Source organism: Pseudomonas sp. FSO-7, assembly GCF_059579345.1.
On record NZ_CM184193.1, the window covers coordinates 3,202,680 to 3,227,845 of the forward strand.

Below are 25,166 nucleotides of genomic sequence, written 5' to 3' on the forward strand. Positions count from 1 at the left end.
TGTTGGGTGTGTCGGGTGTGTGTTGGGTTGGTTTCGAGTACCCACCACAGTTTAAGGGCCGGAACCACGCGGCTTTGCGGGCTCTGTGTGGGGTGTGTTGGGTTTGCCTTCGCGTGCGCGCATGTGCGCGACATTTACACGTCAGAACAATGACCGAAAAAACTATCCATGCGAGGACGAATAAACCCAACACACTCAACACACATTACACATATTTACTAAGGTCTATGATTTTTAAGGGGTTTTGTTGTGTTGGGGTTGTGTTGGGTAAGGCGTTTTTTGTGTCGGGTTCGGTTTTTCGGGGAGAAGGGTGATGATTCCTGAGATTGAAGAGCTGTTGAAGCACTGGGCGGCCCAATGGCGGCAGAACGGCTCGACCGGCAGCATGGGGAGTCCGATGGGGTCAATCATGGAATGGGGCGGCTGTGCACCGCGTGGAACTCCGGGGCCTAGGATTATCATGGGCGGTGGAGCTGGGCCGGATGGGGTCGCGCAGGAAATTGAGGCGGCCCTTGCTGATGTTGAGCGGCAAGATGCGAAGGGCGAGCGCTTGGCGCGCTTGGCTGTGCTGAGGTATGGGGGTGATCCTGCACCCACAATCGCTATGCAGATGCATTTGCTCGATCTGAGCCCAGGGGCAAAGCAGACTTACTATGACCATGTGCAAGCGCTTCACCTTCGGTTGTTGCAGGCACTTACCGAGCGGGCCCGGAAGCGAACACAGCTGACCGCTCGTCGTGGCTCTTTCCTTCAAACCTACCTCAAAGTTGCGTCAAAGTAGCGTCGAACGGTTGGACCGAAAATAGCCCCTTTTCGTTTCCGTACTCCAAGGGTAAAAAGTCCCCAAGATATGGAATTTGCGCCTCGGCGCTTACCTCGCACGTGCTGTGCAGCTTCACCCGGCCACCCTGGGCCGGTCACTTAACCCCGCTTCGGCGGGGTTTTTATTTTCGGCCCCTTGGGTGTCTGCGACGGAGTAATCAGCATGAGTGAGCCGGCAACTGTTGTCGTGGCCGGTGGTGTAGGACTGGCTGCAACTGGCCTGATGGCGGGTGTCGATATGCTCGCCGTGATTGGTGCATTGGCTGGCTCGCTGGTGTTCTTCACCACTACGGAGGAGTTGCCAGTCTGGAAGCGTGTTCTGTTCCTGCTGGTGTCTTTCGTGATGGGTTACATGTTCGCCCCTGGTATGGCTGAAGTTGAGCTGTTCGGCACCAGGCCATTCAAGTACACCGGGCCGGCGGCATTTGGTGCGTCGGTTGTGGTGGTTACTGTCGCGCTGGCCGTCATCAAGCGGCGCGGCCTCGTTGCTGATCAGCAAGGGAGGCAGGATGGATAGTCCTCTGGTACCGCAAATCATGACGCAGGCTACGTTCTGGCTGTGCGTTGCGTTGTTCGTTCGGTTGTTCACGTTCCGTCGGCGCGGTGCTCGATTCCGCAGGGACATGAGCTGTCTGGCCTGGCTGGTGATGGTCGCCGCTGGGTCTGCCGTGGTGTACATCGGCAAGGGGCTGCTCGTGATGCCTGCCAACTCTTGGCCATTGGTGCTGTTGCTCGCGGTGTTTGTCGGTTCGGTCTGCCAGAGTGCGGGTAACTTGGCGCGTGTTTGGAAGATGGGCTGATGGGTACGGTATCGGATGGGCGAAGAGGCAGCAGCGCGGCGCGTGGTTACGGGTACCGCTGGCAGAAGGCTCGCGACGGGTACTTGAGTCAGTTCCCGTATTGCACGATGTGTTCAACGGATCGTCGGCCTGTCGCCGCTACCGTCGTTGACCACAAGACCGCGCCCAAGCTGAAGGACGCCAAGGACAGTGGGGACCCGGGCCGCATCAAGGCGGCGTGGAAGTTGTTCTGGGATCCCAGCAACTGGTCCGGCCTCTGTAAGTTCTGTCACGACTCGACCAAGCAACGGATTGAGAAGAGCGGGCGCCTCCCTGGTTGCAACGCACAAGGTCTGCCGCTGGACCCGGGTCACCACTGGAATAGGAAATCATCATGAATCTTAGTGGCGTTGAGTTCCGCGCACCGAAAAACCCAGACCCGGATGATGTTATCGGGTACAGCGAAGAGCAGAGAGCGGCAATGAAGCTGCTTGAACCCTTGCTCCAATCAGGGTTTCTGGCACTGCATCCAGATCGCTGGCGTGGTAATCAGTTGTGCTTTTTGCCTCCGCGAATCGCCAAGCGTCAAGGCTGGACGAGACATGATCCTCAACCGGACTAATCCTTGGGTCAGTTCGCGCTGGGAGAGAAGGCCCGCCCAGGCCTTGCACCAAAAAATGGCACCCTTGGGGCAGGGGGGGTGAAAAACTTCTTTCCCGACTTTCTCCTAGACCGCTCGCCCCCCTCTTTACGCAAAGTCGGGAAAAATGAGGGAGGGGGGGTATCAACAAGTTAGAGGTATTTATGGCCGGAAACGGAAACTCAGGTCGCCCTGGAACGCCGGCGGCGCTGAAATTGCTGCAAGGCAATCGAGGTCGTGAAAACGTCAGCGATCTTCTGGCGCAGGTAGCGGCGCCACCGGTACCGGTTGGCGCACCGCCGATGCCGGACGTGCTTTCGGCTGATGCAGTCGCGGAGTGGGAGCAGTTGGTACCGGCGCTGATTTCCCTGGGCATTGTTTCTGAATTGGATTCGATGGCCTTGGCGACCTACTGCCAGGCGACCGCTGATTGGCGTCGGTACCAGCGGCTTATCACGAAGCGCAACGCCGCCTCCGATGATGCCCTGGGCGGCGACATCCAGACCTTCAAAACCGGCGCGCAGCAAATGCACGTCCTTCGCCAGCTCGCGAACGACGCCGAGAAGCGCGCCAACGCCGCCGGCGCCCAGTTCGGCTTGTCGCCTATGTCCCGGCGCAATCTGAAAACGTCGGCGGCGCCGCAAGGTGAGCTATTCCCCAATGAGCAACGAGACGCCGCAGACAAGTACTTCAACTGATGACCGAGTCAGCGCGTTCGCCCTGGCGGTGTTGGCTGGCGATATCGTCGCTGGTCCTGATGTCCGAAACGCCTGCAAGCGGCATCTTCAGGATCTGAAACTCGGCCCGTCTCGCGGCTTGATCTGGGACCTGGCTAAGGCCAACCGCGCCATTGGTTTTTTCGAGGAGGTGCTCTGCCTCAACGGTGGCGACTACGAAGGGATGTCCTTCCTGCTGGCCCCGTGGCAGGCATTTGTCATCGGCAGTCTATTCGGCTGGATGACAGTGGATGGGTTCCGCCGTTTTCGATTGGGCTACATCGAAACCGGTAAAGGCTCAGGAAAGAGCCCGCTGGTGGCCGGCATCGGCTTGTATGGGCTGGTATCCGACGGAGAACAGCGCGCCGAGATCTATGCCGCCGCAACCAAACGCGATCAGGCGATGATCCTGTTTCGCGACGCCGTGTCGATGGTAGACATGTCGAAGAAACTTCGTTCGCGGCTGGTGCAGTCGGGGCGCGACGAAAAGGTGTGGAACCTTTTCTATCCCAACACCAATTCGTTCTTCCGGCCAATCAGTGCCGACGAAGGCAAGTCAGGCCCGCGGCCTCACATCGGTTTGCTTGATGAGGTGCACGAACACAAAACCGCTGCCACCGTGAACATGATGCGCGCCGGTACCAAGAACCGCCGCAAGGCCATGGTGGTGATGATCACCAACAGCGGCTCTGACAAGAAAACGGTGTGCGGTCAGTATCACGACCTGGGCGTGCGGATCTGCGCCGGCATTGAGGATGACGACAGCTTCTTTGCATTCATCTGCTCCCTCGACGAAGGCGACGATCCGTTCAAGGATGAAAGCTGCTGGGCGAAGGTCAACCCGTCGCTCGACCACATCGCCAAAGGCCAGGCCGATGGCATCCCGGGTCGCAAATACTTGCGCGAGCAGGTGAAGGCCGCCCGAGGGTTGCCGGCCCAAGAGTCGGTAGTGCGGCGCCTGAATTTCTGCGAGTGGACTCAGGCCGACGCCCCGTGGATTTCGTGGGCGGTTTGGAAGCAGGCGGAAGAGCGAGTACCGATGCGGATGTTGCGTAATCGGCGCTGCGTCGGCGGGCTGGATTTGGCGAGCACCACGGACTTAACGGCGTTCGTTCTGTTGTTCTGGCCGGCGCCGCACGATCCACACTGGCGCGTGCTGCCGTACTTCTGGATCCCGGACGACGATCTGCAAGGCCGTGAGGATCGCGACAAGGTGCCGTATGCAATGTGGATCAAGGACGGGCACCTTGAAACGACTCCTGGCCGCGCAATTAGTAAGCTCCATGTGCTGCGGCGCCTGGTAAAAATCACGGCCTACTTTGGCGTGGAGCGCATCGCCTACGACCGCTGGCGAATAGAGGATCTGCTGCAATTGATGTCGGAATACGACATCACTCTGCCGGAAATGGTGGGTTTCGGCCAAGGCTTCAAGGACATGGGGCCCGCCGTTGATGAGTTTGAGCGGCGCCTGCTGGGCCTGCCTGCCCAGGCCGAGGGCGGCGAAGTAATAGACCTGGACCCCAGTGAGTGGGAGCTGCTCGAAAGCGAGACAGTCGAAACCCTGCGGCATGACGGCAACCCAGTAATGACCTGGAATGCGGGCAACGCGGTAATCGTTTCTGACCCAGCCAGCAACCGCAAGGCCGACAAGGCTAAGGCCACCGGCCGCATCGACGGCATTGTTGCCGCAATCATGGCTACCGGTATCAGCGGCAAGGCCGCGGTGGGCGGTGGCACATCTGTCTATGACGAAGGGGTTGGCATATGAAGTTGGTCATCCTGTCCTGGTTGGCAGGGCTGTTGGGGTTCGGTTTGTTGATAACCGGCGTGGCGATGGTCCACATTCCAGCCGCCTGCATCGTGGCCGGCTGCAGCCTTATCTTTTGGGCAAAGCTCGCTGACCGGGCGGCCGCCGCGATGCACTCCAAGCCAAAAGGAGGTTGAGCATGTTTTTTTCAAACCTGCTCGGCGAGCGCGGAAACCTGACGGATGTGGGGAGCGGGTTGTGGCGGAGCTTGATCGGAAGTGGCCGCAACAGCTCCGGGGTGAGGGTTACCCCTGAATCGGCCCTGGGCCTTCCGATCCTGCAGAACTGCGTGACACTCCTGGCGGAAACCATGGGACAGTTGCCCTGTGAACTCTATCGGCGAATGGACAAAGGCCAGCGGGAAGCCGCCGTCAGTCACCCCGCGTATGACGTGCTGCGCTATCAGCCCAACGGCTTTCAAACGCCCTATGAGTATCGAGAGTGCATGCAAGGGGCGGCAGGGCTAAGGGGCAACGGCTACAGCTTCATTGATCGTCGGGAGGATGGAAACATCACCGCTCTTTGGCCGCTCTGTAACGACAAGGTGCAAGTGCTGAAGGGCGGCGACATGCTCCCGTACTACCGGATTGGTGGGGGCGAAGCGTTGCCGATGCGGATGATCCATCACGTGCGCTGGTTCAGCACGAACCACTATGTCGGGCTGTCGCCCATTGAAGTGCATGCCGAGTCGCTGGGGTTGGCCCAAGCGGTCAGGCAGTACACGGGCAAAAGCTTCGCCAACGGGGTTTCAGTATCCGGTGTCATCGAGCGCCCACGTGAGGCGCCTGCGATCAAGGATCAGAGCAGCATCGACAAGATTGTCGATCAGTGGGGCCAGAAATTCGGCGGGATGGACAACGCCAAAAAGGTCGCCTTGCTGCAAGAGGGCATGACTTTCAAGCCCGTCTCCATGAACAACGTCGACGCCGAAGTGCTGGGGATACTGAAAACCACCGGTACCGATATTGCCCGGATCTACAAGATCCCGTTACCCATGGTCAACGACCTGGAGAAGTCCAACTACAACACCCTTGAGCAGTTGATGATTCAGTTCGTGGTGTTCGCGTTGCTGCCGTGGGTCAAACGTCACGAACAGTCGATGATGCGCGACTTTCTCTTGCCTGCGGATCGCCGCAATTACTTCATCGAATTCAATCTCTCGGGCCTGTTACGTGGCGATCAGAAGAGCCGCTATGAAGCCTACGCGATTGGTCGGCAATGGGGATGGCTGAGCGTCAACGACATCCGTCGGCTGGAGAACATGCCGCCGGTACCTGGCGGCGACATCTACCTGCAACCACTGAACATGGTGGACGCGGGCAAAAGCAAGGCTGACCTTACCAACCCCAACGTGCGGGCGCAGCTTGAGCTGCAACACGCCGAAATCGAGAGGATTCTCGCTCAATGAAAAATTACTTGCGAGCCTCCAGCCTGCTGTTCAATCAGCCGCTGCTGGTAACGCCTGACATGCTGGACCTCGGTGTGCGCTGGGCCAACCAGGCGATGAGTTTGAACATCGTGAACATCGGTAGCGGGGGAAACCCAGCGCTGTGGGGCGATGACGGAATAGACCGTATCGCCCAGCAGCAAGAAGAGCGCCGCACCGCCATCGCCCGGACGGGTATTGAAGTGATCCAGGTCAGCGGTGTCCTGGTGAGCCGCGGCAGCCATATAGGCATGTGCGAAACGATGACCAGCTACGAGTCACTTCGGGCACAACTTCGCAACGCGGTAGCTGACCCGATGGTTGAGCGTATCGTACTGGACATCGACAGCCCGGGCGGATCGGCGGTAGGCGCGTTTGAGCTGGCGGCAGATATCCGTGCCATGACCCAGCAAAAGCCCATCACCGGCGTCGTCAACTTCATGGCCTACAGCGGTGGCTACTTACTCGGTTCGGCATGCACCGAACTGGTCGTAAGCCAGACCAGTGGTATCGGTTCGATCGGCGTGATCGCCAGTCACATGGACCGTTCAAAAATGGAAGAGGGAATGGGCGTCAAGGTGACGACGGTTTTTGCAGGCGCTCACAAAAACGACCTCACCCCTCATGAACCATTGAGCGACCAATCACTGCAATACCTCAACGACGTCGTGCAGGAAAGCTATCAGCTCTTTGTCAACGCGGTGGCTGATTATCGGGGGCTCCCGGTGCAACAGGTCATCGCTACTGAGGCGGGTCTTTACCGAGGGCAGGCCGGCATCAACGCCGGTTTGGCCGACCGCCTTCAAAGCCCGCAACAAGCCGTTGACGACTTGTCCCAGGCGGTCGCCGTAAGTCGGGCGACCCGCCAGCCAGGCCGCATCGCTGTCCGTGCGTCCGCACTCCATTTGCAAACCCTGATCTGACCGCGTTCGCGGCAGTCGTCGAACCCGCCATGTGCGGGTTTTTTAATGCCCAGGAGGCACCATGTCCCTTGTACTTCAAATGCGTAGCGAACGCGCCCAGCTGGTTGCCCAGGTCCAGGCATTGGCCCAGGTCGAGGCTGGTGGCGCCAGCCTCACCGTCGAGCAGCTCGCGCAGTTTGCGCAGCTGGAAACTCAGATCAACGAAATGACAGCAAAGATCACTCGCGCCGAAAGCGCCGAGCGTCTTGCGGCTGCTACTGCGGTGCCTGTTGAGGAGAGCGCGCAAGGCAACAAGGGTTCTCCTACGCACGTATCCGTGCATAGCGAACCCACCAAACCTGGTGTTGCGATGGCGCAGATGGTGCGTCTGATGGTCCAGGCAGGCGGCAATCAACACGTCGCTGCTGAGATGGCCAAGACGGGTGGCTACGGCGCCGACGTGCACATGGCGCTATCTACCGTTACCCCGGGTTCCGGCGGAGTGCTGGTACCAGAGAATTTCAGCACCAGCGTTATCGAATCGCTTCGGCCCAAGTCCGTGGTGCGCAAGATGGGCGCGATCAGCCTGCCGCTGAATAACGGCAACCTGACTATGCCCCGCGTGCTGGGGAATACCCAGGTGACATACCTGGGCACCGAGGAAGACATTGCGATCACTGATATGCAGTTCGGTGACCTCAAGCTCTCGGCCAAGAAGGCTGCCGCGATCGTGCCTATTTCCAACGATCTGTTGGCGTATGCAGGCGTCAACCCTCGCATCGACTCTCAGGTCAGCAGTGATCTGGCGGTCAGCATGGGCTTGTCGGAAGACCTTCACTTCATTCGTGGTGCTGGTACTGGGTCGCTGCCGAAGGGCCTGCGCTACTGGGCGCTGCCTGGCAATGTTATGGGAGCGCCTGCGGGTGCAACGCTCGCCATCGTTGACCTGTACCTGGGCGGCATGATGTTGCGCCTGGAAGGCGCCAACGTCGACCTTGCTGGCTGTGGCTGGATCATGGCTCCACGAACCATTCGCTGGTTGCAGTCGCTCCGCGACGGCAACGGCAACAAGGCATATCCGGAAATCGACAGCGGCATGTTAAAGGGCTATCCGGCGGCATTGACGACTCAAGTGCCGGTCAACCTGGGTGTTGGCGGTAACGAGTCGGAGATCTACTTCGTGAACTTCGCCGATTGCTACATCGGTGAAGACACTACATTGGCGATTGCGATCAGTACCGAGGCGTCTTACAAGGACGGCGCCGGTAATACCGTGAGCGCGTTCCAGCGCGACCAGACTTTGATCCGCGTGATCAGCAAGCACGACTTTGGCCCGCGTCACGTCGAGTCGATTTCAGTGGGTACCGGCATCACTTGGGGCGCCGGAATGTAATCCCTGGGCCCCGCCGCGTGGTGGGGCCACCTTCATACAGGTAGCATCATGACCGATACGAAGATTGTGACCTTCAAAAAGGAATGGCGTGGTTACGCCATTGGTGAAATCGCTGGCTTCGACAGGGATGCCGCCGCTTCGCTGATCAAGTCTGGGCGCGCAACGGCTTATGTAGCCGCTGCGGCTCCTGAAAAGGCGCCTACTGGTGCCGGCGCAAAGAAATCGGCTGGTAAGAAAGGGGCGAAAGGGACTGAGTCGAAAAACCCGATGGAACCAGCCGATCCTATCGATCCGGTTGATCCGGTTGATCCAGTGGACCCCGCGGACTCCATCGACCCCGTCGATCCGGTCGACCCGGAAGAACCCGACGAGAAACCCTAAGCCATGGCCCGTCGAATCGAGTACGTCGGCGATCCAGTCCTGACCCTTGCCCAAGTTGCTTATCAGTGCCGAATGGAGCCGGAAGATTTGCAGCCCGAGCTGATCGAGCAAATAGTGATCCCGGGTGTGACAGGTCAATGCGAATCAAAAACTGGTGCCGCAATCCGCGGGGCGATCTACGAAGAAGAATGGCCGGGGCACTTTGGATCTGGTCGGCCTTTGGATGTGGGCCAAGCGAACGAAATCGTCTCCATTGCAGCGCAGCAACCGGACGGAAGCTGGGTGGAGCAGGTCGTGGCGTTTGAGCTCCGGCAGGGCCCAAGGGAGAGTTTCCTATATTTTCCGAACGGGCGTCCTTCAGGGCTACTGCGGCTCCGATACAAGGCAGGGGCTGATCTTGAGGCTTACCCCAGCGTGCGCAACTGGCTGCTTATGGCAGCCGCTACCGCTGTCCGCCACGCCGAGGTGTTCGTCATCGGGCAGGCGCTCGTTGAGCTTCCCTCACATTTCCTGGACCACTTGGTGGCCGATATCACTGTTCCGCCGAGGTTCTGATCATGGTGATGCGTGAGCAAGGGACAGTCAGGGAGCCTAGCGCGGCGGAGCTGAACCGGCGGATCACTATCAGGCTTAGGCAGGATGCGCCGGCTAGCGACATGGGGCTCGACCCAATTTTCAAGGATGAGAAGCGGCGATGGGCTCGTATCCAGCCCGTAGGGACAGTGGTTTATAGCGCTGGCTTGCAAATCGATTCGAAGATTACGCATCGAGTCACGTTCTATTACCTCAACGGCATTAGCGATGCCCATGAAGTACTCCACGGCACGACGCTGTACAGGGTACGACGTGTGACGGATATGAACGGAAATCGTCGGTTCACGGTTCTTGAAGTGGAAGAGCTGGGGCCGGTGAAGGCGGAGGGGGGCATCTATGTCTAACTCCGCCTCGCTTGAGGGCTACCTGCACTTCGAAGGTTTTGACAAGTTCGAGCGTGACGCCTTCGACAAACGAAAGATTCGGGCCGGCATGCGTAAGGTGGGCCAGCTCATCACCCAGCGAGCCCAGATGAACCTGGTACTGGGCAAGGGCCAGGATGGTTACCCGAGGAACAGAACCGGCGCCACTGTCGAATCGGTAACCTTCAAGGTTTCCCGCTCGGGCTTTCTGGTGCGCATCTCTCCAACCAAAACCTCGGCCATGGAAGAATTCTATCCGGCTTACCTCCACTACGGCGTCAAGCAAGGGCGCAGGCCCGGCAAGCTCGCGCCGGGGAAAGGGAAGGGTAGGAAAAACAGGCGCGCTGCAGGAGCTCGGGCTCGCTTGGTAGCGGAGCGCGCCGCCGGGGAATGGCGCATCAAGCCCCGCGACAACTACATGGCCGATGCGCTGCAAGACTCGGCTTCGCAAGTTAAATCGATCCTCTCGGCTGCGTTCGCCGCTGCCCTTGGATGACCGAATAGATTACTTTCGGCTAGGCTCGCCTATTCAAATACATGGAGTTACCTATGAAAGCATCCATATCGCTGGTCTCGATAGCGTTTGCGGCTGTGTCGTTAGCCTGTAGGGCTGCTGAGCCTGTAGGCGAGGCACCTTCTTCCGCGCTTGATCGCCTCACGCTTGTTTACCTGGACCATAAGATCTATCCAAATGGCGCTGTTGTATGCGAATCCGAGGTCATGGGAGCGCGCTCTATGGTTGGCTGCTGGAACGTCTCGTTAGCTGGTAAGAGCGCGCCTGATGTATGGCTTTATGAGGGCGGTAAATTCAAACCCATCAACGGCAAAGCGCGACAGTTGACGGAGGGGGAATTCGCTACTGAGACAGACATCGGCACCATGCCCCTGCCTTTACCGTCGGATATCGATATTGAATCAGCGTTGGACAGATTTAGTAAGAGCTGAAACCCCTTCAGAAACCTCGCAAATGCGGGGTTTTTTTACGCCTGGAATTCACGCATGAAAGTGACCCCCATCGTTGCCCATCTGCGGCAGACGTGCCCAACCTTTGCCGAACGAGTCACAGGCGGTATTGACTGGGACGCCGTCGTCGAGAGCGCCAAGCTGCCTTTGCCGGCTGCCTACGTGATCGCCTCGGCAGATGCAGCCACGCCGAGCAAAGCGCAGAACATGGTTCTTCAAAGCATCACCGACCAGTTCACTGTTGTGATAGTCCTGGCCACATCCGACGAGCGCGGCCAAGAGGACAACGACCTGTTACACGACGTTCGTGCCGAGTTGTGGCGGTCTCTGGTCGGCTGGGCGCCTGGCCCAGAGTACACGCGCATCGAATACGGTAAGGGCGAACTGCTTCACATCAGCCGCGCCCGGGTCGTTTATCAGTTCACCTTCTTCTCGGAATTCCAGCTTGGCCGAAACCGGCCGACTGACCCGCCAGAGACGTGGCAGGAGTACGAACTGGACGGCCTGCCGGGCTTCACCGGTGCGCACATCAACATGGACTGCATCGACCCCGCAGACCCGAACCTCAAACGACCCGGCCCGGACGGGCGCATCGAAGCACAATTCACTGGAGACGTAACACCATGACCAATCGCATCACTGTGGTGCCGGCCTTCGGCCGCTCTGTGCCCGACCCGGAGGCCGGCGACCTGTTGCCGAAGGAAGGCCGAGAGGTGCCGGACAACGCTTGGTGGCGCCGCCGCCAGGCGGATGGCGACGTGACGCTCAAAGCCGACAAGGCCCCAACCACCAAAGCCGGCCCGCTGGCGAAATCTGAGGAAGCGCAATAATGGCTATCGGATTCAGCAACATCCCTGCCGACATCCGTGTGCCGCTGTTCTACGCGGAGATGGATAACTCGGCGGCCAACAGCGCGTCGTCGGCCATGCGCCGGTTGATCGTCGCCCAGGTCAATGACAACGCAACCAGTGAAAGCATCGGCCAACTGGTTCTGGTATCGAGCGTGGCGTTGGCGAAGGAAATCGGCGGCCTGGGGTCGATGCTCGCCGCGATGTATGAAACCTGGCGCAAGGCTGACCCCATTGGGGAAATCTGGTGCCTGCCATTGCAGAACGAAACCGGCGCCCTGGCGACGGCTACCGTTACTATCACGGGCGCCGCGACCGAGGCCGGCCTGCTGAACCTGTACGTCGGTGGTACCCGGGTTCAGTCCGTCGTGCCTTCGGCGGCTACTCCGACCGTGGCGGCTGCGGCCCTGGCGGTGAAGATCAATGCCACACCGGACTTGCCGGTGACCGCGGCTGCGGTAGCTGGCGTGGTGACCCTGACCAGCAAGTGGACCGGCGAAAGCGGCAACGACATTTCCGTGTCCATGAACCGTCTGGGCAAGTCCAACGGCGAGACGACCCCGGCGGGCCTGACTGTGGTCACCACGGCCATGGCTGGCGGCGTCGGTGTGCCAGACCAAGTAGACGCGGCGGCGGCGCTGGGTGATGAGCCGTTCGAATTCATCTGCATGCCGTGGTCGGACACGACCAGCTTGAACGTCTGGAAGGACACGATGGACGACAACACCGGCCGTTGGTCTTGGGCCAAGCAGTTGTTCGGCCATGTCTACAGCGCCAAGCGCGGCACCATCGGCACCCTGGTGGCGGCCGGCCAGGCGCGCAACGATCAGCACGTCACCCTCCAGGCCGTCGAGCCTGGTGTACCTCAACCGGTTTGGGTGCAGGCGGCGGCCCTGGCGGCGCGCACAGCGGTGTTCATCTCGGCGGATGCCAGCCGGCCCACTCAAAGCGGCAGCCTGCCGGGCCTGGATCCGGCGCCGGCCAGCGATCGCTTCACGCTGACCGAGCGTCAATCCCTGCTGACCTACGGCATCGCGACGGCATACTACGAGGGCGGGTACGTGCGCATTCAGCGCTCGATCACCACTTACCAGAAGAACCCCTACGGCCAGGCGGACAACTCCTACCTGGACAGCGAGACCATGCACCAGTCGGCGTTCATCATCCGCCGGATGCGTAGCGTGATCACCAGCAAGTACGGCCGCCACAAGCTGGCAAGCGACGGCACCGCGTTCGGCGCCGGCCAGCCGATCGTGACGCCGGCGGTGATCCGTGGCGAGCTGATCGCGCAGTACGCCAAGCTCGAGCTGGAAGGGCATGTGGAAAATGCCGAGCTGTTCGCGCAACACCTGGTAGTGGAGCGCGACACTCAGGACCCGAGCCGAATCAACGTGCTGTTCCCGCCCGACTACATCAACGGCCTGCGCGTCTTCGCGCTGCTCAACCAGTTCCGCCTGCAATACGACGAAGCGGCGTAACCCCGACCCACGACACCCAGCCCGCCCAGCGCGGGCTTTTTCATTCTGGAGACACAGACCATGGGTCAAAAAGTAGCGGGCACCGTTTACGTAAAGGTGGACGGCGAACAGCTGACTATCACCGGTGGCGCGGAAGCGCCGCTGATGGATAAGAAGCGCGAAACAATCTACCCAGGATTTTTCAAGGAGGAAGAGCTGGCGGCGTACCTGAAGATGACGGCGATCCACACGCCGAACTTTCCGATCAAGGCCCTCACAACCGGTCGAGACATGACCATCACCTGCGAGTTCAGCAACGGCACGGTCTACGTCTTGGCCGGTGCCTATCTCGTGGACGAGCCCACCTCGAAAGGGGACGACGGCACCATTGAACTGCAATTCGACGGCATCAAAGGGAGCTGGCAATGAGTCATGTTCAAAAACTTCAAGTCGCGATCGAGGCTCACGGTGAGACGTTGAGCGAGCTCACTCTGCGCCGGCCCACTGTGCAGGAAGTGCGGGCAATCAAGGCGCTGCCGTACAAGATCGACAAGAACGAGGAAGTCAGCCTGGACATGGACGTCGCCGCGAAATACATCGCGGTCTGCGCCGGCATTCCTCCGTCGTCGGTGAATCAGTTGGACCTGTCCGACCTGAATGCCCTGAGTTGGGCGGTCGCCGGTTTTTTCATGAGTGCGGCGTCGCAGCCATCGGCGACCTGATTGCAGCCGCCTATGACCTGGCTTGGTTCTGGAAGGTTGACCCCGAACAGATGATGGCCAGGCCACTGGATGTGCTCCGCGAATCCCTGGAGCACGCCCAACGAATTAACGCAGCCCAGCAGGTGCAGTGATGGCGGATAAGTTCCAGCTCAAGGCGTTGATCACCGGCGTCGACAAGCTGTCGCCGACGCTGGCGGGCATTCGCAAAAACGTTGCGGGTTTCCGCAAGCAGATGAACAGCTCGGGCCTGGGCAATATCGGGTTTAAGGATCTTGTCCAGGGCGGGGCGTTTGCCGCTCCGTTCATCGCCGGCGCGCGAGCGGCGATGGAATTCGAGACGGCCATGGCTGATGTCCGAAAAGTCGTCACCTTCGAAACGCCAAAGCAGTTCGAGCAGATGGGCCAGGATGTCCTGGACATGTCTGAGCGGCTGCCGATGGCGGCGACCGGGATTGCGGCTATCGTTGCCGCCGGCGGGCAGGCCGGCTTCGCCGCGGGGGAGCTGAAGCAGTTCGCCGAAGACGCCGTGAAGATGGGTATTGCGTTCGACCAGACCGCCGAACAGTCCGGCGACATGATGGCGAAGTGGCGGACGTCCTTCAAACTGACGCAGCCAGAAGTGGTCAAGCTGGCTGACCAGATCAACTACTTGAGCAACGTGGGCCCATCCTCGGCCGCGCAGATCTCCGACATCGTGACCCGCATCGGGCCGCTCGGTGCCATTGCGGGCCTGGCCTCGGGCCAGATCGCAGCGATGGGCGCAACCCTGGCCGGTGTGGGCGTGCCCAGCGAAGTCGCCGCAACTGGCATGAAGAACTTTATGCTGGCGCTCACCAAAGGGGGCTCGGCCACGAAGCAACAGGCCAAGGCCTTCAAGTCGCTGCGCCTGGATGTGAAGCAAGTTGCCAGGAGCATGCAAAAGGACGCCCAAGGCACGATTGAGGATGTGCTTGAGCGCATCGCCAAGGTGGACCCCGCCAAGCAGGCAGGCCTGTTGACTGAGTTGTTCGGCACTGAGTCGGTGTCTGCTATCGCTCCGTTGCTGACCAACCTGGATCTGCTGAAGAAAAGCTTCGCCGCGGTCGGCGCCGGTGGAAAGTTCGCCGGTTCCATGGAGGCGGAATTCGCCGCACGGTCCAAGACCACTGCCAACGCCATGCAACTGCTGACCAACAAGGTCAATCGGCTTGGTGTAGAGGTGGGCAGCGCTTTGCTGCCGCCGTTCAACGACTTCATGACACTGGTGGGGCCGCTGGTTTCCAATCTCGCCTCACTTGCTTCGCAGCACCCTGGCTTGATCAAGGGGGTGCTTGGCGCGGCGGTGGCCTATGGCGTGTTGCGCGTTGCGGTTACGGCGGCAATCTTCGCCATGAAGCTGCTGGACGGGACTATGAAAAGGTCCGTCGTGGGCCTGGCTGTTATGGGCATCGCGCTGGCAGCCGGGGTTCTCATTGCCAACTGGTCCATCGTGGCGCCGTACTTCGAGCGTGTTTGGCAGCTCATTCAGGGCCCGGTGCTTGCCGTTTGGGATTTCTTCAAGGCCTTCGCCAATTGGGGACCTATTGCCCTGATCAGGAAAAACTGGGAGCCGCTGACCGAGCTGTTCGCCGCCACCTGGAATCTAGTGATGGCGCTTTCGACGCCGGTAATGGAGCACCTCAAGACTATGTTCGACTGGTCGCCACTGGGGATGATCATCAACAACTGGGGGCCGATCACGGCCTGGTTCCAGCAGTTGTGGGAAAAGCTGCGGCCCATCATCGAGCCGATCATGAAGTGGTTCGGCGGCGGGGATGGCGGCGAAGGCATCATCCAGAACGCCACCGACAAAGTGAACGCTTTCACCGAAGCCCAGCAGAAACGCAACGCGGGTGCCGGCGGCGGTACGGGGGAGCTGTTGCTGGCAGATGCTACCCAGTCCGCTGCAGCACGCCAGGCGATGAACAACCAGGCGTTTGGCATCAGCAACAACCAGCTTTTACAGCAGACCGCTGCTACCAACGGCCAAAAGCTCAACGGCGAACTCAACATCAACCTGAACGGCGCACCGCCGGGCACGACGATAGAGCAACCGAAAACCAACCAACCAGGGCTGAACATCAAGCCCAACGTCGGTACGCGTACCGTGGGCGTCATGAGGGGGTAGAGCATGGCAAGTGATTGGCGCAAGCAACTGTTGCCGGCGTCGTTTCGTGGGATCAGTTTCTTGATCCCGCAGGCGTCGGTACCGGTCGGCCAGAAGGGGCAGCTCCACGAATACCCGCAGCGGGACGAGCCATTCTTCGAACAGCTCGGCAAGCAGGCCCAGGTCCACACCATGACGGCGTGGGTGATCGGCGACGATTGTTTCGAGCGGCGGGACAAGTTGCTGGAGGCTTTGCAAACGCCCGGGCCGGGCGAGCTTGTTCATCCCTGGCTGGGCCGCATGCAGGTGAAGGTCGGCGATTGTGATTTGTCTCACCAGCTGACCGCCGGCGGTATGGTCAGCTTCGATCTGACGTTCTACCCAGATAAGCCGTTGACCTTTCCAACTGCCAAGGTCAATAGCCAGCAGCAGGTGGTGAAAGCCTCTGACAGCCTTTTGGATTCAGCCCTGGCTCGCTACAAGGCCGCCATGTCAAAAGTCGACCAGGCGCGCCTTGGCTTCATCAGGTTGCGCAACAGCCTGTCGAACGTCTACACGGTCATTCAGCAGCAGTTCGCCCCGTTCGTTGGAGTGTTTACCAATTTGTCGGGGTTCGTGCAGTCGTTGATGAACGCGCCGGACTCGCTGTCGTCGCTGTTCTCCAGCTACTTCAAAGACTTTTCGATCCAGGACAGTGCCTTCTCGGACACCAGTTCGAGCTATCGCACCGCGGTGGCCACCACCACCCAACAGGCCGAGGCGGTGGCCAGCATCAATACCGTGAGCCAAGTGGGCGGTGTCGATGCGGTGGCAGCGTCCCAAGCCACGGCCAACCTGGTTCAGGACGCGCTGCTGGTGCAGATCGCGCTCATCGTGAGCGAGATGCCGATCGCATCGCAGCCGGTGGCAACTGTCTCAACACCGTCGGTCGAACAGCAAGCGGTCCTGCCGCTGGTTCGCCCCGAAGTGCCAGTGGCTGACGATGTGATCGAGCTGCGCGACGGGCTCAACGAGGCAATTTACGAAGCATCGCTCAAGGCCGACTCGGCGCATTACGTGGTGTTGAACACGTTGCGCCAGGCCCTGGTCAAGCACCTGACCGCCGTCGCTGAATCCGGCGTTCGCCTGGTGGATATAACTCCGCCTGAAACTACATCCGCTCTGGTGCTCGCGTATCGCCGTTTCGGCGATGCGACCCGGTCCGGTGAGGTGGTGCAGCGCAACCGAATCCGGCACCCGGGTTTCATTCCGGCGGCGCCGATCAAAATCGCCCAGAGGTAACCCATGGCCGAAGATCAAAACACCGTCAGCCTTATGGTTGACGGTCTGGATTATTCCGGCTGGAAATCGGTGGAAATCACCGCCGGCCTGGAAGATCAGGCCCGGTCTTTCTCCCTGAGCATCACCTGGAAGTGGCCGGGGCAGGATGTCGCGGTGCCGATCCGGCAGGGCGCGAAATGCCAGGTGCGTATCGGCGATGACCTGGTGCTGACCGGCTGGGTGTTTTCCACACCGATTGACTACGACCATCAGAAGATCACGACCACGATCAGCGGCCGCTCGCTGACGGCGGATCTGGTTGACTGCGCCGCGGTGAACAAGCCAGGGCAGTGGAACAACCAAAGTGTGCTGACCATCGTAAAGGCGCTCGCGGCGCCTTATGGCATATCCGTGCGCAGCGAGATCCCCGAGGGGGCTAAGCTTTCCGACCACACCATCGAGCCGGGCGAGACCGCCTTCGAATCCATTGACCGCTTGCTGACGCTGTTCAGGGTGTTCTGCACCGATGACGCGCGGGGGATGGCGGTGCTGGCCAGGCCTGGCAGTGAGGGGCGGGCCTTTGATCATCTGGAGGTCGGCAAGAACATTCTCACCGGCGGCGCGCCGCTGGACTTCTCCGGTGTGTTTTCCGAATACCAGGTGCTCGGCCAGCGCTCGGGCACAGACGATGAGTTTGGGGAGGCAGCTGCCGAAGTGTCGGCGGTTCTGACGGATGACCGAACCACCCGCAAGCGGGTGCTGATCATTCAGGAGTCGGGCCAGATGACCAACGAGCTTGCCCAGGCCCGGGCTAATTGGGAGCGCGGCACGCGCATGGGCAAGGCGCTGGCCACCACCTACACCGTGCAAGGCTGGCGGCAAACCAACGGTGCGCTCTGGAAGCACAACACGCTGGTTCGCGTGATCGATCCCATCATCGGCTTTGACCGGTGGATGCTGATTGCCCGTTTGACCTACACGCTCACCGAGGCCGGCATGATCACGAAGATGGAAGTCGGCCCGCCGGACAGCTTCGAGCCGGAACCGCATGACCCGCATAAGAACCGCAAATTGAAGAAGGGCGGCAAGGCCGACAACTTCGAATATCTGATCCCCGCGGACTACGAGCCCAAACAATGACCGTGAAAAACATGCTGGCCCGCGGCACCGTGGTGCTCGTCGACGCCCTCAAGAAAATGCAATCCCTTCAACTACGGCTCACCGCTGGCGAACTCAAGGACAATGTCGAGCACTTCGAACCCTATGGCTTCACCAGCAATCCGCTGGCTGGCGCCGAAGTGCTCACGGCGTTCATTGGTGGCGATCGCTCGCACGCGGTGGTGTTGGTTGCTTCCGATCGCCGGTACCGCATTCAGGAACTGGAGCCAGGCGAGGTGGCGATTTACACCGACGAGGGCGACAAGATTCACCTCAAGCGTGGCCGGATCATCGACATCGAAACTGAAACGCTGAACATCAAGGCCAGCGGTTCGGTGAACTTCGACACCCCGACCATCACCCAGTCGGGCCAGATCGTGTCGCAGGGCGACCAGGTGGCCGGTGGGATCAGCCAAATCGACCACGTCCACACCAGCACCCAGCCGGGTAGCGGGCAGAGCGGTGCACCCGCGCCGGGGGCATGATGATTATTCCGAGCACTGTCGAAGCAGCGCTGATTCGCGCGGTGGTGATCAGCCTGTACACCTGGCGCCGGGCCGAGCCTGACGACCCGGTGGACGACGATGAGTTGTACGGCTGGTGGGGCGACAGTTACCCCGTGTCTGCCGACGACCGCATCGGCTCCCGCCTGTGGCTGCTGCGCCGCGTGAAGCTCACGGACGCTACCCAGCGAGACGCCGAGTTCTACGCCGCCGAGGCCCTGCGCTGGCTCATAGACGATGGTCAGGTCCTGGATATCGGTATCAGCAGCGCCCGGGCCGACATCGACCGCTTGAACCTCAGCGTCGTCTTGACGGTGCCCAGCGGCGCCAAGCTTGAAATCCAACCCACCCCTTCCTGGCAGGTGATCTATGCCGTTTGAAACGCCGTCATTGCCGGTGCTGGTGGATCGCACCCAAAGCGACCTGACCAGCGAATCGCTGCGCCGATCCGATGCTCAGGTGCTGGCCCGCACGCTGGCGGGCACTGCCTATGGCCTGTACGGCTATCTCGACTGGATTGTCGAGCAGATCCTTCCGGACCGCGCCGATGAAGACACCCTGGAGCGCATCGCGCAGATGCGCCTGGCGCAGCCTCGCAAGCCCGCTCAATCCGCCGAAGGCTTGGTCAGCTTCCAGGCGGCTGCGGGTGCGGTGCTTGACGCTGACGTAGTACTTCAGGCCGGTGACGGCCGGAGCTATCGCATCACTACCGGCGTGACCACTGTCGCCGGGAACAACACCGCCGCGGTCGAAGCGGTGGATGCTGGGACGCTGGGCAACGCAGACACCGGTCTGTCGCTGACTCTGGTGCAGCCTGTGGCGGGCGTTACCAACGCCTTCACTGTGCTGGCGCCAGGCCTGATTGGCGGCATCGCTGAAGAAAGCGTCGAGGCGCTACGCGCGCGCGTGGTCAGGTCCTATCGAATCATTCCGCATGGCGGCTCGGCGGATGACTACGAAACCTGGGCGCTTGAGGTCCCAGGCGTGACCCGAGCATGGTGCCGTGGCAACTACCTGGGCCCCGGCACCGTCGGTTTATTTGTGATGCGTGACGAAGACTTGGACCCGGTACCCACCCCCGCGCAGCTGGCCGAGGTGAAAGCCTACATTGAGCCACTGCGGCCCGTGACAGCAGAACTGTACGTCCTGGCTCCAGTACGTGTGCCGTTGGCGTACAGCATTCACCCGGTGCCCGATACCACGGCCGTACGCGCCGCGATCACGGCCAACCTGATCGACCTGCATGACCGTGAGGCGGGGTTGGGCTCAACCCTGCTGATCAGCCACATCCGCGAGGCGATCAGTGGTGCTGCAGGTGAAACCGACCACACCCTGACTCTGCCATCCGCCAACGTCACCGCAGCGGCCAATCAGTTGCTGACCTTTGGGGGCATCACATGGCTGTAGCGCGAACCGCCGAGCAGTACCGCCGACAGTTGCGGGGGCTGTTGCCGTCAGGCCCGGCCTGGGATCCGGAGCTGGTACCGGAAATTGACCTGGTGCTGTCCGGGGTGTCCGTCGAGTTCTCGCGCCTCGATGCCCGGGCGGTCGATTTGCTCAACGAGATGGATCCGGCCGGCGTCAGCGAACTGGTTCCGGACTGGGAAGCCATCATGGGCCTGCCGGACCCGTGCCTTGGGCCGAACCCTGCTTTCGAAGATCGCCGTCTTGCTGTCCGCCGGCGCCTGGTCGAGGTGGGCGGGCAGAGCCGGGCGTATTTCATCGAGATCGCCGTGAGCCAGGGCTACCCGAACGCCACGATTACCGAACATCGAGCACCGCGCTTTGGTCGCGCGCGCTTTGGCTCCGCGCACTTTGGCACATGGCTCGCGCAGTTTATGTGGACGCTCAACACTGGCGGTCGGCAGCGGCAGGGACGGCGATTCGGTGTGAGCTACTGGGGTGAGCGCTTCGGGGTGAACCCTGGAAATCCGCTCGAATGCACCATCCGGCGCCCAGCGCCGGCACATACCGTTGTGCACATCAATTACGACTGAGGAGTAATAGCGTGGATTTTCCGAAAAGTGTTCCCAGCGTCGGGCTGGTAAATGGCCAGTTTGTCGATGAAGACCCGTTGCTCGGGACGCCCGGGTCGTTGATCCCCTCCGCATGGGGCAACGCCATCACCCACGAGGTCTTGAACGTTATTCTCACTGCCGGGCTTGTTCCCGACGAAGGGGTCGATACTCAGCTGCGGGAGGCTATTTACAAAATCGAGCAAGCGGCGCTCAGCACTTTTGGAGACGACACGGGAACCGCAAACACCTATACCGCAGCTTACGTCCCAGTTATTACCAGTGTGTTCAACGGAATGGTGCTTCGCTTCAAAGCCAAGAACAACAACACAGGTGACAGCACCTTTCGACAAGCTGGTGGCGTCGCCAAGCAAATCCTTGGACTGGGGTTGCAGCCTTTGCAGGGCGGAGAGATCGTTGCAAATGGTAACTGCACGGTGGTGCTATCGGCCGTGTTGGATAAGTGGATTCTGATCAGTAGCACTGGTGGCGCGCTGCAAGTGCCGTCGGCGACTAGCAGTCAGCATGCGGTTCGGTTCGGGCAAGTGGCTGGCGTGGTCGGGCAGTGCAGAAATCTTAAAGCGTTCATAAATGCGGCTTCCTCCTCCGCAGCTTTCACGGCCGACGAGCTAGTTTTGGAGACCGCGCTGGGTGGCTTACGCTACTGTATCTCAGGGCTCAACCAGACCATTAACCTGGCAAACATTGGCCCCAATGGCATGGATACGGGTACTGCGCCCATAAACGGCTTCGTGGCAATTTATGCTATTTGCACGCCAGCTGGGACTGTCCGGCTTTTGGGGGTAAATGCTACTTCAGCCGCAGCACCGCAAATTTATGGCGGTGCCAATCTGCCTTCGGGGTATATCGCATCAGCCCTGATCAGTGTTCTGGCAACGAATGGAACAAGCCAGTTAAAGCCGTTCTCGCAAACGGGGCGTAGCATCAGCATAAATCCGGTTCAGGTATTTTCCGGCAGCACTGGCGGTCTGGTTTTTTCGCCGATTCCCTTGGCTGGTGCAGCACCATTGAATGCTGTAAGCGTTTCAGGCGGCCTAACCAATTCATCGACAACAACGTCTGCCTGTGGCATTACCGTGACCGCCTCAAACACTTCAATCGGAGCACAGAATATTTCAGGCACAGTAACTGGTGGTGGCGCATTAAATGGTAACTACGCTATCGATATTGCCGTGCCGCAAACGCTTTATATCTCCACCAGCAACTCCGCCGGCACCCCTACATATACAGCTACCATCGGGAGGTATTCAATATGACCGCTGAGACTAATAAGATTTATGTTCAGCTTTCAGACGAGACGCTGCCCCGTATCATCGCGGTTTTATTTGCTCCACCAGATCACGAGTCTTGGCCCGGTATCGTTGAAATGCAAGATGATGATCCACGTTATCAGGCTTATTTACATCCAGAGCTACAGCCAGAGGCAATCCTGAAGGCAAAGCAAAATAAAAAGGCTTCGCTTTTGGCCGGTGCGTCGCAATCCATGACGCCAGTTTTATTGTCTTTGCAGTTAGGCAATGCGACAGACGAAGAAACTGTTTATGCGATGGAGTGGCAGACATATTATCGAGCGCTTCTGCAAGTAGATATCACTGTTGAGGCTCCGGAATGGCCGGAGCCGCCAGCGCCATAATTATCCTTTAGCAGGTGTAATCAGAGAACCCGCCATTGAGTGGGTGTTTTTTTGCCTGGAGAAAGCCATGCCTGTTACCGCACAGCAGTTGCTGTTGATACTCCCTAACGCCGGCTCGAAAGCCGGCGTTTTTGCACCCGCCCTGAACACAGCCATGGGCCGGTACCAGATTATTGGCGTGGCGCGCGTCGCTGCCTTCATTGCTCAGATCGGTCATGAGTCCGGCCAGTTGCTCTACGTCCGTGAAATTTGGGGTCCAACGCCCACCCAGGCCCTTTATGAGGGCAGGGCAGACCTCGGCAACACCACACAAGGCGACGGCTTCAAATTCCGTGGGCGGGGACTGATCCAAATCACGGGCCGGGCGAACTACGCAGCGTGCGGCGAAGCCCTGGGTCTTGACCTGATCAGTCACCCAGAACTGCTGGAACAGCCAGAGTGGGCCGCGAAGTCCGCCGCGTGGTTCTGGTCCACTCACGGGTTAAACACCCTGGCAGATGCCGGCGAGTTCGAGAGGATCACTCGCCGAATAAATGGAGGGCTCAATGGGTTGGCTGACCGGCTGGCCCTCTGGGAAAAGGCGCAGGCGGTGCTGGCATGACGCCCGGCTCGTTGAAGCTGCTCATCGCCGGCATGGCCGTGGCGTTGATCCTGGCGATCAGCGCGACATGGAAGGTGCAGGACTGGCGGTATAGCGGGCAGCTTGCGAAGCAGGCCGGCCTGCATAAGGACGACCTGGCAAAGATCAGTAGCGCCGCCGCGGGCCAGGTTCAAGCAGAGCAGGGCAAGCGCCTGGCGCTGGAAAAGCAACTATCCGTCAGCGAGCAAAAACACTATCAGGAACTGACCAATGCCCAACGTGATCAAGATCGCCTGCGTGATCGCCTTGCTACTGCTGATGTCCGGTTGTCAGTCCTCCTCGAGGACTCAGCCAGTTGCAACGCAGTGTCTGCCACCGCCGGCGCCGGCGGCGTGGTTCATGGAAGAACAAGAGCCCACCTTGACCCAGCGCATGCTCAAAGAATTATCGCCATCACCGATGACGGCGACCGGGGGTTGATCGCGCTGCAGGCGTGCCAGGCATATGTTAGGGCATTGAGTCAGTGATAGGGCCGGGGAGCCGGCCTATCATCGGCCACCGGTCATGTATCCAGGCGAACTCTGTGGGAGGGGAGGTGGTGACCACATACACACGCCGGTTTTCCTCCTCGCCCAGCACTAGGCACTCCAGCCCGTAGCCTTCGTTCATATCGAACCAATGGGATACACGCTCGCCGTCCTTCTCCATGTATCGCTGCACCAGGCCCAGGGCCCGCTGTGGGTGATACTTCTCCCATTCGCCGCGCTCGACTGTCTCCAGCTTCGCCCATCCCCCTGATGGGCCTGTGCCTTTCTCCTCACGGCGCCGGCCCCATCTCACCCACCCAAGGTCGGTCCCGTCTTCAAGCACCACGGGAAACGCTGCCTTGGGGTTCGGGAAATACACCTTGACCCGTTCGTACGCTCGATTCTTGTCAGCTGCTTCAACTCCGCCGCACATGTTCATCACCTGGTTCGCTGGCCATGTTCGGTTGACCGTGGCTTAGCGCGGGAAGTTTGCCCGGGCAACGCCGTTTTTCGACAAACCCCAAACCGTCGCACTGCCCGCAGTCCTCGCGCTCGCCGAACCGGTCCAGGCACGACGAGCATTGAACAAACCCTGCCAGTTCCGCGAACGGCCGGAGCTTTTTCATCAGCGGCAGGTTTCGGTTCTCGCGTGCGATTTGCACAGCATCGGTAAGCCAGCGATAGATATCAGGATCCTCGATGGCGGGGTAAACAATTCCGTTGATCATCCTGGACGTTTCGACCAGGTCGAATTGGCGCCCGTCATTCAGGGTGAGCACGAGCCCTTCAATTACGCCGTTTGGTGAGCCACGGCAGACCAGCTCCAATTTCTCGCCCTGTCGGTAGACCTTCCCATCGTAGGCGTGAATGCGGTGGCTCTCGGTTCTCTCTGTGAATGTTGACTGGTGAATCGTGCCCAAACTGGGCGAGCCGTCTCGTGAAACAAGAACGTAGTGGGACGCGCCGTGATAGAGAACTTGCGTCGATTGCAGCTCTTCCACGGCGTGCCAGTACGCGGCGTTCGCCATCTCGTCCATCTCGAACTGTTGCATTCGATCAATCAGCCGTTCCTCAGCTAACCGGGCGCTTGCTTCAAGCAGGCAGGACCGGTGCGCCTCTGGGTTCTGCATTCTGAAGTCGTGATCATCAAGGGTGTCGCGCCATCGCTGGATCCTCAGCGCCTTGGCCTGTTCAAAGTTCATGATTGGGGTTCGCTGGCTAAGTGCTGTTTGGATGTACAGTAATCTAGGCGAGGTAGCTCAGGCGAGGGCGAGGCGACGAGCTGTATGGCTTAGATTGGTGTACGGTCCGCAAGACGCAGTAGAGAGGCCGCTGCGTCCACAACCGTCTCCAACTTGATTGGTTTCATTCGTCGAAAGACGTTTATCCGTACTGAGGTTGGCAGCAGAAGCTACAGCCATAGACGTACCTGTCCACAGCTCGCCGCTGCGGATACGCCGGCGATACTATTAAATTAGAAATTCAAACCGTTGATTTAGCCTATAGTATTAAAGTATAACGAAATACTAAAA

General features: G+C 59.9%; 32 protein-coding genes. 30 read left to right on the forward strand and 2 right to left on the reverse strand.

What is annotated here, in order from left to right:
- Nucleotides 1-313: 313 nt before the first annotated feature.
- From AC515T_RS14000 to AC515T_RS14145, 30 genes are all read left to right on the forward strand, one after another.
- Nucleotides 314-781: a hypothetical protein gene (locus AC515T_RS14000; RefSeq protein ID WP_496532967.1), complete on the forward strand. Its 468-nt coding sequence runs from the start codon at nt 314-316 to the stop codon at nt 779-781.
- A 204-nt stretch (nt 782-985) separates the two neighbouring features.
- Nucleotides 986-1,339, forward strand: a complete 354-nt coding sequence (locus AC515T_RS14005) for a putative holin (protein WP_496532968.1) — start codon at nt 986-988, stop codon at nt 1,337-1,339.
- Nucleotides 1,332-1,622, forward strand: a complete 291-nt coding sequence (locus AC515T_RS14010) for a phage holin family protein (protein ID WP_432780497.1) — start codon at nt 1,332-1,334, stop codon at nt 1,620-1,622. Before AC515T_RS14005 ends, AC515T_RS14010 begins: the two co-directional genes overlap by 8 nt.
- Nucleotides 1,623-2,405: 783 nt before the next feature.
- A complete protein-coding gene (locus AC515T_RS14015; protein ID WP_496532969.1) occupies nt 2,406-2,939 on the forward strand; it encodes a phage terminase small subunit P27 family in 534 nt (177 codons plus the stop codon).
- Entirely contained in the window at nt 2,902-4,725 is a 1,824-nt protein-coding gene (locus AC515T_RS14020) for a terminase large subunit (protein WP_496532970.1), read from the forward strand. Before AC515T_RS14015 ends, AC515T_RS14020 begins: the two co-directional genes overlap by 38 nt.
- Nucleotides 4,722-4,901, forward strand: a complete 180-nt coding sequence (locus AC515T_RS14025) for a hypothetical protein (protein WP_496532971.1) — start codon at nt 4,722-4,724, stop codon at nt 4,899-4,901. Before AC515T_RS14020 ends, AC515T_RS14025 begins: the two co-directional genes overlap by 4 nt.
- 2 nt (nt 4,902-4,903) lie before the next feature.
- The gene (locus AC515T_RS14030) at nt 4,904-6,172 is read left to right on the forward strand and encodes a phage portal protein (RefSeq protein ID WP_496532972.1); all 1,269 of its coding nucleotides are present in this window, start codon (nt 4,904-4,906) and stop codon (nt 6,170-6,172) included.
- Nucleotides 6,169-7,113 (forward strand): S49 family peptidase, encoded by a 945-nt coding sequence (locus tag AC515T_RS14035; protein ID WP_496532973.1) that lies wholly within the window; start codon nt 6,169-6,171, stop codon nt 7,111-7,113. The genes AC515T_RS14030 and AC515T_RS14035 overlap by 4 nt, the downstream gene beginning before the upstream one ends.
- Nucleotides 7,114-7,174: 61 nt before the next feature.
- On the forward strand, nt 7,175-8,485 hold the full coding sequence (locus AC515T_RS14040; protein WP_496532974.1) for a phage major capsid protein: 1,311 nt from the start codon (nt 7,175-7,177) through the stop codon (nt 8,483-8,485).
- A 48-nt stretch (nt 8,486-8,533) separates the two neighbouring features.
- Nucleotides 8,534-8,866 carry a hypothetical protein gene (locus tag AC515T_RS14045; protein WP_496532975.1) on the forward strand — a complete coding sequence of 111 codons (333 nt, stop codon included), beginning with the start codon at nt 8,534-8,536 and terminating at the stop codon, nt 8,864-8,866.
- 3 nt (nt 8,867-8,869) lie between these two features.
- Entirely contained in the window at nt 8,870-9,421 is a 552-nt protein-coding gene (locus tag AC515T_RS14050) for a hypothetical protein (protein WP_496532976.1), read from the forward strand.
- Between the two features lie 2 nt (nt 9,422-9,423).
- The gene (locus tag AC515T_RS14055) at nt 9,424-9,804 is read left to right on the forward strand and encodes a phage head closure protein (RefSeq protein ID WP_496532977.1); all 381 of its coding nucleotides are present in this window, start codon (nt 9,424-9,426) and stop codon (nt 9,802-9,804) included.
- Nucleotides 9,797-10,318 carry a hypothetical protein gene (locus tag AC515T_RS14060; RefSeq protein ID WP_496532978.1) on the forward strand — a complete coding sequence of 174 codons (522 nt, stop codon included), beginning with the start codon at nt 9,797-9,799 and terminating at the stop codon, nt 10,316-10,318. Before AC515T_RS14055 ends, AC515T_RS14060 begins: the two co-directional genes overlap by 8 nt.
- Nucleotides 10,319-10,371: 53 nt before the next feature.
- The gene (locus tag AC515T_RS14065) at nt 10,372-10,767 is read left to right on the forward strand and encodes a hypothetical protein (RefSeq protein WP_496532979.1); all 396 of its coding nucleotides are present in this window, start codon (nt 10,372-10,374) and stop codon (nt 10,765-10,767) included.
- A 54-nt stretch (nt 10,768-10,821) separates the two neighbouring features.
- Entirely contained in the window at nt 10,822-11,412 is a 591-nt protein-coding gene (locus tag AC515T_RS14070) for a phage tail terminator protein (protein ID WP_496532980.1), read from the forward strand.
- Nucleotides 11,409-11,615 (forward strand): DUF2635 domain-containing protein, encoded by a 207-nt coding sequence (locus AC515T_RS14075; protein ID WP_496532981.1) that lies wholly within the window; start codon nt 11,409-11,411, stop codon nt 11,613-11,615. The genes AC515T_RS14070 and AC515T_RS14075 overlap by 4 nt, the downstream gene beginning before the upstream one ends.
- Complete coding sequence (locus AC515T_RS14080) at nt 11,615-13,111, forward strand: phage tail sheath subtilisin-like domain-containing protein (RefSeq protein WP_496532982.1); 1,497 nt, start codon at nt 11,615-11,617, stop codon at nt 13,109-13,111. Before AC515T_RS14075 ends, AC515T_RS14080 begins: the two co-directional genes overlap by 1 nt.
- Before the next feature lie 60 nt (nt 13,112-13,171).
- Nucleotides 13,172-13,519: a phage tail tube protein gene (locus AC515T_RS14085; RefSeq protein WP_434626194.1), complete on the forward strand. Its 348-nt coding sequence runs from the start codon at nt 13,172-13,174 to the stop codon at nt 13,517-13,519.
- A complete protein-coding gene (locus AC515T_RS14090) occupies nt 13,516-13,812 on the forward strand; it encodes a phage tail assembly protein (RefSeq protein ID WP_496532983.1) in 297 nt (98 codons plus the stop codon). The genes AC515T_RS14085 and AC515T_RS14090 overlap by 4 nt, the downstream gene beginning before the upstream one ends.
- Nucleotides 13,813-13,942: 130 nt before the next feature.
- A complete protein-coding gene (locus tag AC515T_RS14095; protein WP_496532984.1) occupies nt 13,943-15,958 on the forward strand; it encodes a phage tail tape measure protein in 2,016 nt (671 codons plus the stop codon).
- 3 nt (nt 15,959-15,961) lie between these two features.
- Entirely contained in the window at nt 15,962-17,218 is a 1,257-nt protein-coding gene (locus AC515T_RS14100) for a DNA circularization protein (RefSeq protein WP_496532985.1), read from the forward strand.
- 3 nt (nt 17,219-17,221) lie between these two features.
- Nucleotides 17,222-18,337, forward strand: coding sequence for a phage baseplate assembly protein (locus AC515T_RS14105; protein ID WP_496532986.1), 1,116 nt, complete (start codon nt 17,222-17,224; stop codon nt 18,335-18,337).
- Nucleotides 18,334-18,840, forward strand: coding sequence for a phage baseplate assembly protein V (locus AC515T_RS14110; protein ID WP_496532987.1), 507 nt, complete (start codon nt 18,334-18,336; stop codon nt 18,838-18,840). Before AC515T_RS14105 ends, AC515T_RS14110 begins: the two co-directional genes overlap by 4 nt.
- Nucleotides 18,840-19,238, forward strand: a complete 399-nt coding sequence (locus AC515T_RS14115; RefSeq protein ID WP_496533137.1) for a phage GP46 family protein — start codon at nt 18,840-18,842, stop codon at nt 19,236-19,238. Before AC515T_RS14110 ends, AC515T_RS14115 begins: the two co-directional genes overlap by 1 nt.
- Nucleotides 19,228-20,265 (forward strand): baseplate J/gp47 family protein, encoded by a 1,038-nt coding sequence (locus tag AC515T_RS14120; RefSeq protein ID WP_496532988.1) that lies wholly within the window; start codon nt 19,228-19,230, stop codon nt 20,263-20,265. Before AC515T_RS14115 ends, AC515T_RS14120 begins: the two co-directional genes overlap by 11 nt.
- Nucleotides 20,256-20,855 (forward strand): YmfQ family protein, encoded by a 600-nt coding sequence (locus tag AC515T_RS14125; RefSeq protein WP_496532989.1) that lies wholly within the window; start codon nt 20,256-20,258, stop codon nt 20,853-20,855. Before AC515T_RS14120 ends, AC515T_RS14125 begins: the two co-directional genes overlap by 10 nt.
- 11 nt (nt 20,856-20,866) lie before the next feature.
- Nucleotides 20,867-22,150 (forward strand): hypothetical protein, encoded by a 1,284-nt coding sequence (locus tag AC515T_RS14130; protein WP_496532990.1) that lies wholly within the window; start codon nt 20,867-20,869, stop codon nt 22,148-22,150.
- Nucleotides 22,147-22,527, forward strand: a complete 381-nt coding sequence (locus tag AC515T_RS14135) for a tail fiber assembly protein (protein ID WP_496532991.1) — start codon at nt 22,147-22,149, stop codon at nt 22,525-22,527. Before AC515T_RS14130 ends, AC515T_RS14135 begins: the two co-directional genes overlap by 4 nt.
- A gap of 67 nt (nt 22,528-22,594) precedes the next feature.
- A complete protein-coding gene (locus AC515T_RS14140; RefSeq protein WP_496532992.1) occupies nt 22,595-23,128 on the forward strand; it encodes a glycoside hydrolase family 19 protein in 534 nt (177 codons plus the stop codon).
- Nucleotides 23,125-23,634, forward strand: coding sequence for a lysis system spanin subunit (locus AC515T_RS14145; RefSeq protein WP_496532993.1), 510 nt, complete (start codon nt 23,125-23,127; stop codon nt 23,632-23,634). Before AC515T_RS14140 ends, AC515T_RS14145 begins: the two co-directional genes overlap by 4 nt.
- On the opposite strand, the gene AC515T_RS14150 is transcribed toward AC515T_RS14145, so the two are convergent.
- Nucleotides 23,615-24,073: a hypothetical protein gene (locus tag AC515T_RS14150; RefSeq protein WP_496532994.1), complete on the reverse strand. Its 459-nt coding sequence runs from the start codon at nt 24,071-24,073 to the stop codon at nt 23,615-23,617. The genes AC515T_RS14145 and AC515T_RS14150 overlap by 20 nt on opposite strands.
- Nucleotides 24,051-24,836, reverse strand: coding sequence for a hypothetical protein (locus AC515T_RS14155; protein ID WP_496532995.1), 786 nt, complete (start codon nt 24,834-24,836; stop codon nt 24,051-24,053). Before AC515T_RS14155 ends, AC515T_RS14150 begins: the two co-directional genes overlap by 23 nt.
- Nucleotides 24,837-25,166 lie beyond the last annotated feature (330 nt).

What these genes read in the sequence shown, in the direction of transcription:
- AC515T_RS14040 (WP_496532974.1), top strand. Translation starts at nt 7,175, where the DNA reads ATGTCCCTTGTACTTCAAATGCGTAGCGAACGCGCCCAGCTGGTTGCC.
- AC515T_RS14115 (WP_496533137.1), top strand. Translation starts at nt 18,840, where the DNA reads ATGATTATTCCGAGCACTGTCGAAGCAGCGCTGATTCGCGCGGTGGTG.
- AC515T_RS14105 (WP_496532986.1), top strand. Translation starts at nt 17,222, where the DNA reads ATGGCCGAAGATCAAAACACCGTCAGCCTTATGGTTGACGGTCTGGAT.
- AC515T_RS14000 (WP_496532967.1), top strand. Translation starts at nt 314, where the DNA reads ATGATTCCTGAGATTGAAGAGCTGTTGAAGCACTGGGCGGCCCAATGG.
- AC515T_RS14055 (WP_496532977.1), top strand. Translation starts at nt 9,424, where the DNA reads ATGGTGATGCGTGAGCAAGGGACAGTCAGGGAGCCTAGCGCGGCGGAG.
- AC515T_RS14015 (WP_496532969.1), top strand. Translation starts at nt 2,406, where the DNA reads ATGGCCGGAAACGGAAACTCAGGTCGCCCTGGAACGCCGGCGGCGCTG.
- AC515T_RS14035 (WP_496532973.1), top strand. Translation starts at nt 6,169, where the DNA reads ATGAAAAATTACTTGCGAGCCTCCAGCCTGCTGTTCAATCAGCCGCTG.
- AC515T_RS14100 (WP_496532985.1), top strand. Translation starts at nt 15,962, where the DNA reads ATGGCAAGTGATTGGCGCAAGCAACTGTTGCCGGCGTCGTTTCGTGGG.
- AC515T_RS14025 (WP_496532971.1), top strand. Translation starts at nt 4,722, where the DNA reads ATGAAGTTGGTCATCCTGTCCTGGTTGGCAGGGCTGTTGGGGTTCGGT.
- AC515T_RS14080 (WP_496532982.1), top strand. Translation starts at nt 11,615, where the DNA reads ATGGCTATCGGATTCAGCAACATCCCTGCCGACATCCGTGTGCCGCTG.
- AC515T_RS14155 (WP_496532995.1), bottom strand. Translation starts at nt 24,836, where the DNA reads ATGAACTTTGAACAGGCCAAGGCGCTGAGGATCCAGCGATGGCGCGAC.
- AC515T_RS14120 (WP_496532988.1), top strand. Translation starts at nt 19,228, where the DNA reads ATGCCGTTTGAAACGCCGTCATTGCCGGTGCTGGTGGATCGCACCCAA.
- AC515T_RS14135 (WP_496532991.1), top strand. Translation starts at nt 22,147, where the DNA reads ATGACCGCTGAGACTAATAAGATTTATGTTCAGCTTTCAGACGAGACG.
- AC515T_RS14125 (WP_496532989.1), top strand. Translation starts at nt 20,256, where the DNA reads ATGGCTGTAGCGCGAACCGCCGAGCAGTACCGCCGACAGTTGCGGGGG.
- AC515T_RS14030 (WP_496532972.1), top strand. Translation starts at nt 4,904, where the DNA reads ATGTTTTTTTCAAACCTGCTCGGCGAGCGCGGAAACCTGACGGATGTG.
- AC515T_RS14145 (WP_496532993.1), top strand. Translation starts at nt 23,125, where the DNA reads ATGACGCCCGGCTCGTTGAAGCTGCTCATCGCCGGCATGGCCGTGGCG.
- AC515T_RS14075 (WP_496532981.1), top strand. Translation starts at nt 11,409, where the DNA reads ATGACCAATCGCATCACTGTGGTGCCGGCCTTCGGCCGCTCTGTGCCC.
- AC515T_RS14110 (WP_496532987.1), top strand. Translation starts at nt 18,334, where the DNA reads ATGACCGTGAAAAACATGCTGGCCCGCGGCACCGTGGTGCTCGTCGAC.
- AC515T_RS14010 (WP_432780497.1), top strand. Translation starts at nt 1,332, where the DNA reads ATGGATAGTCCTCTGGTACCGCAAATCATGACGCAGGCTACGTTCTGG.
- AC515T_RS14095 (WP_496532984.1), top strand. Translation starts at nt 13,943, where the DNA reads ATGGCGGATAAGTTCCAGCTCAAGGCGTTGATCACCGGCGTCGACAAG.
- AC515T_RS14045 (WP_496532975.1), top strand. Translation starts at nt 8,534, where the DNA reads ATGACCGATACGAAGATTGTGACCTTCAAAAAGGAATGGCGTGGTTAC.
- AC515T_RS14020 (WP_496532970.1), top strand. Translation starts at nt 2,902, where the DNA reads ATGAGCAACGAGACGCCGCAGACAAGTACTTCAACTGATGACCGAGTC.
- AC515T_RS14090 (WP_496532983.1), top strand. Translation starts at nt 13,516, where the DNA reads ATGAGTCATGTTCAAAAACTTCAAGTCGCGATCGAGGCTCACGGTGAG.
- AC515T_RS14085 (WP_434626194.1), top strand. Translation starts at nt 13,172, where the DNA reads ATGGGTCAAAAAGTAGCGGGCACCGTTTACGTAAAGGTGGACGGCGAA.
- AC515T_RS14070 (WP_496532980.1), top strand. Translation starts at nt 10,822, where the DNA reads ATGAAAGTGACCCCCATCGTTGCCCATCTGCGGCAGACGTGCCCAACC.
- AC515T_RS14005 (WP_496532968.1), top strand. Translation starts at nt 986, where the DNA reads ATGAGTGAGCCGGCAACTGTTGTCGTGGCCGGTGGTGTAGGACTGGCT.
- AC515T_RS14065 (WP_496532979.1), top strand. Translation starts at nt 10,372, where the DNA reads ATGAAAGCATCCATATCGCTGGTCTCGATAGCGTTTGCGGCTGTGTCG.
- AC515T_RS14140 (WP_496532992.1), top strand. Translation starts at nt 22,595, where the DNA reads ATGCCTGTTACCGCACAGCAGTTGCTGTTGATACTCCCTAACGCCGGC.
- AC515T_RS14060 (WP_496532978.1), top strand. Translation starts at nt 9,797, where the DNA reads ATGTCTAACTCCGCCTCGCTTGAGGGCTACCTGCACTTCGAAGGTTTT.
- AC515T_RS14050 (WP_496532976.1), top strand. Translation starts at nt 8,870, where the DNA reads ATGGCCCGTCGAATCGAGTACGTCGGCGATCCAGTCCTGACCCTTGCC.
- AC515T_RS14150 (WP_496532994.1), bottom strand. Translation starts at nt 24,073, where the DNA reads ATGAACATGTGCGGCGGAGTTGAAGCAGCTGACAAGAATCGAGCGTAC.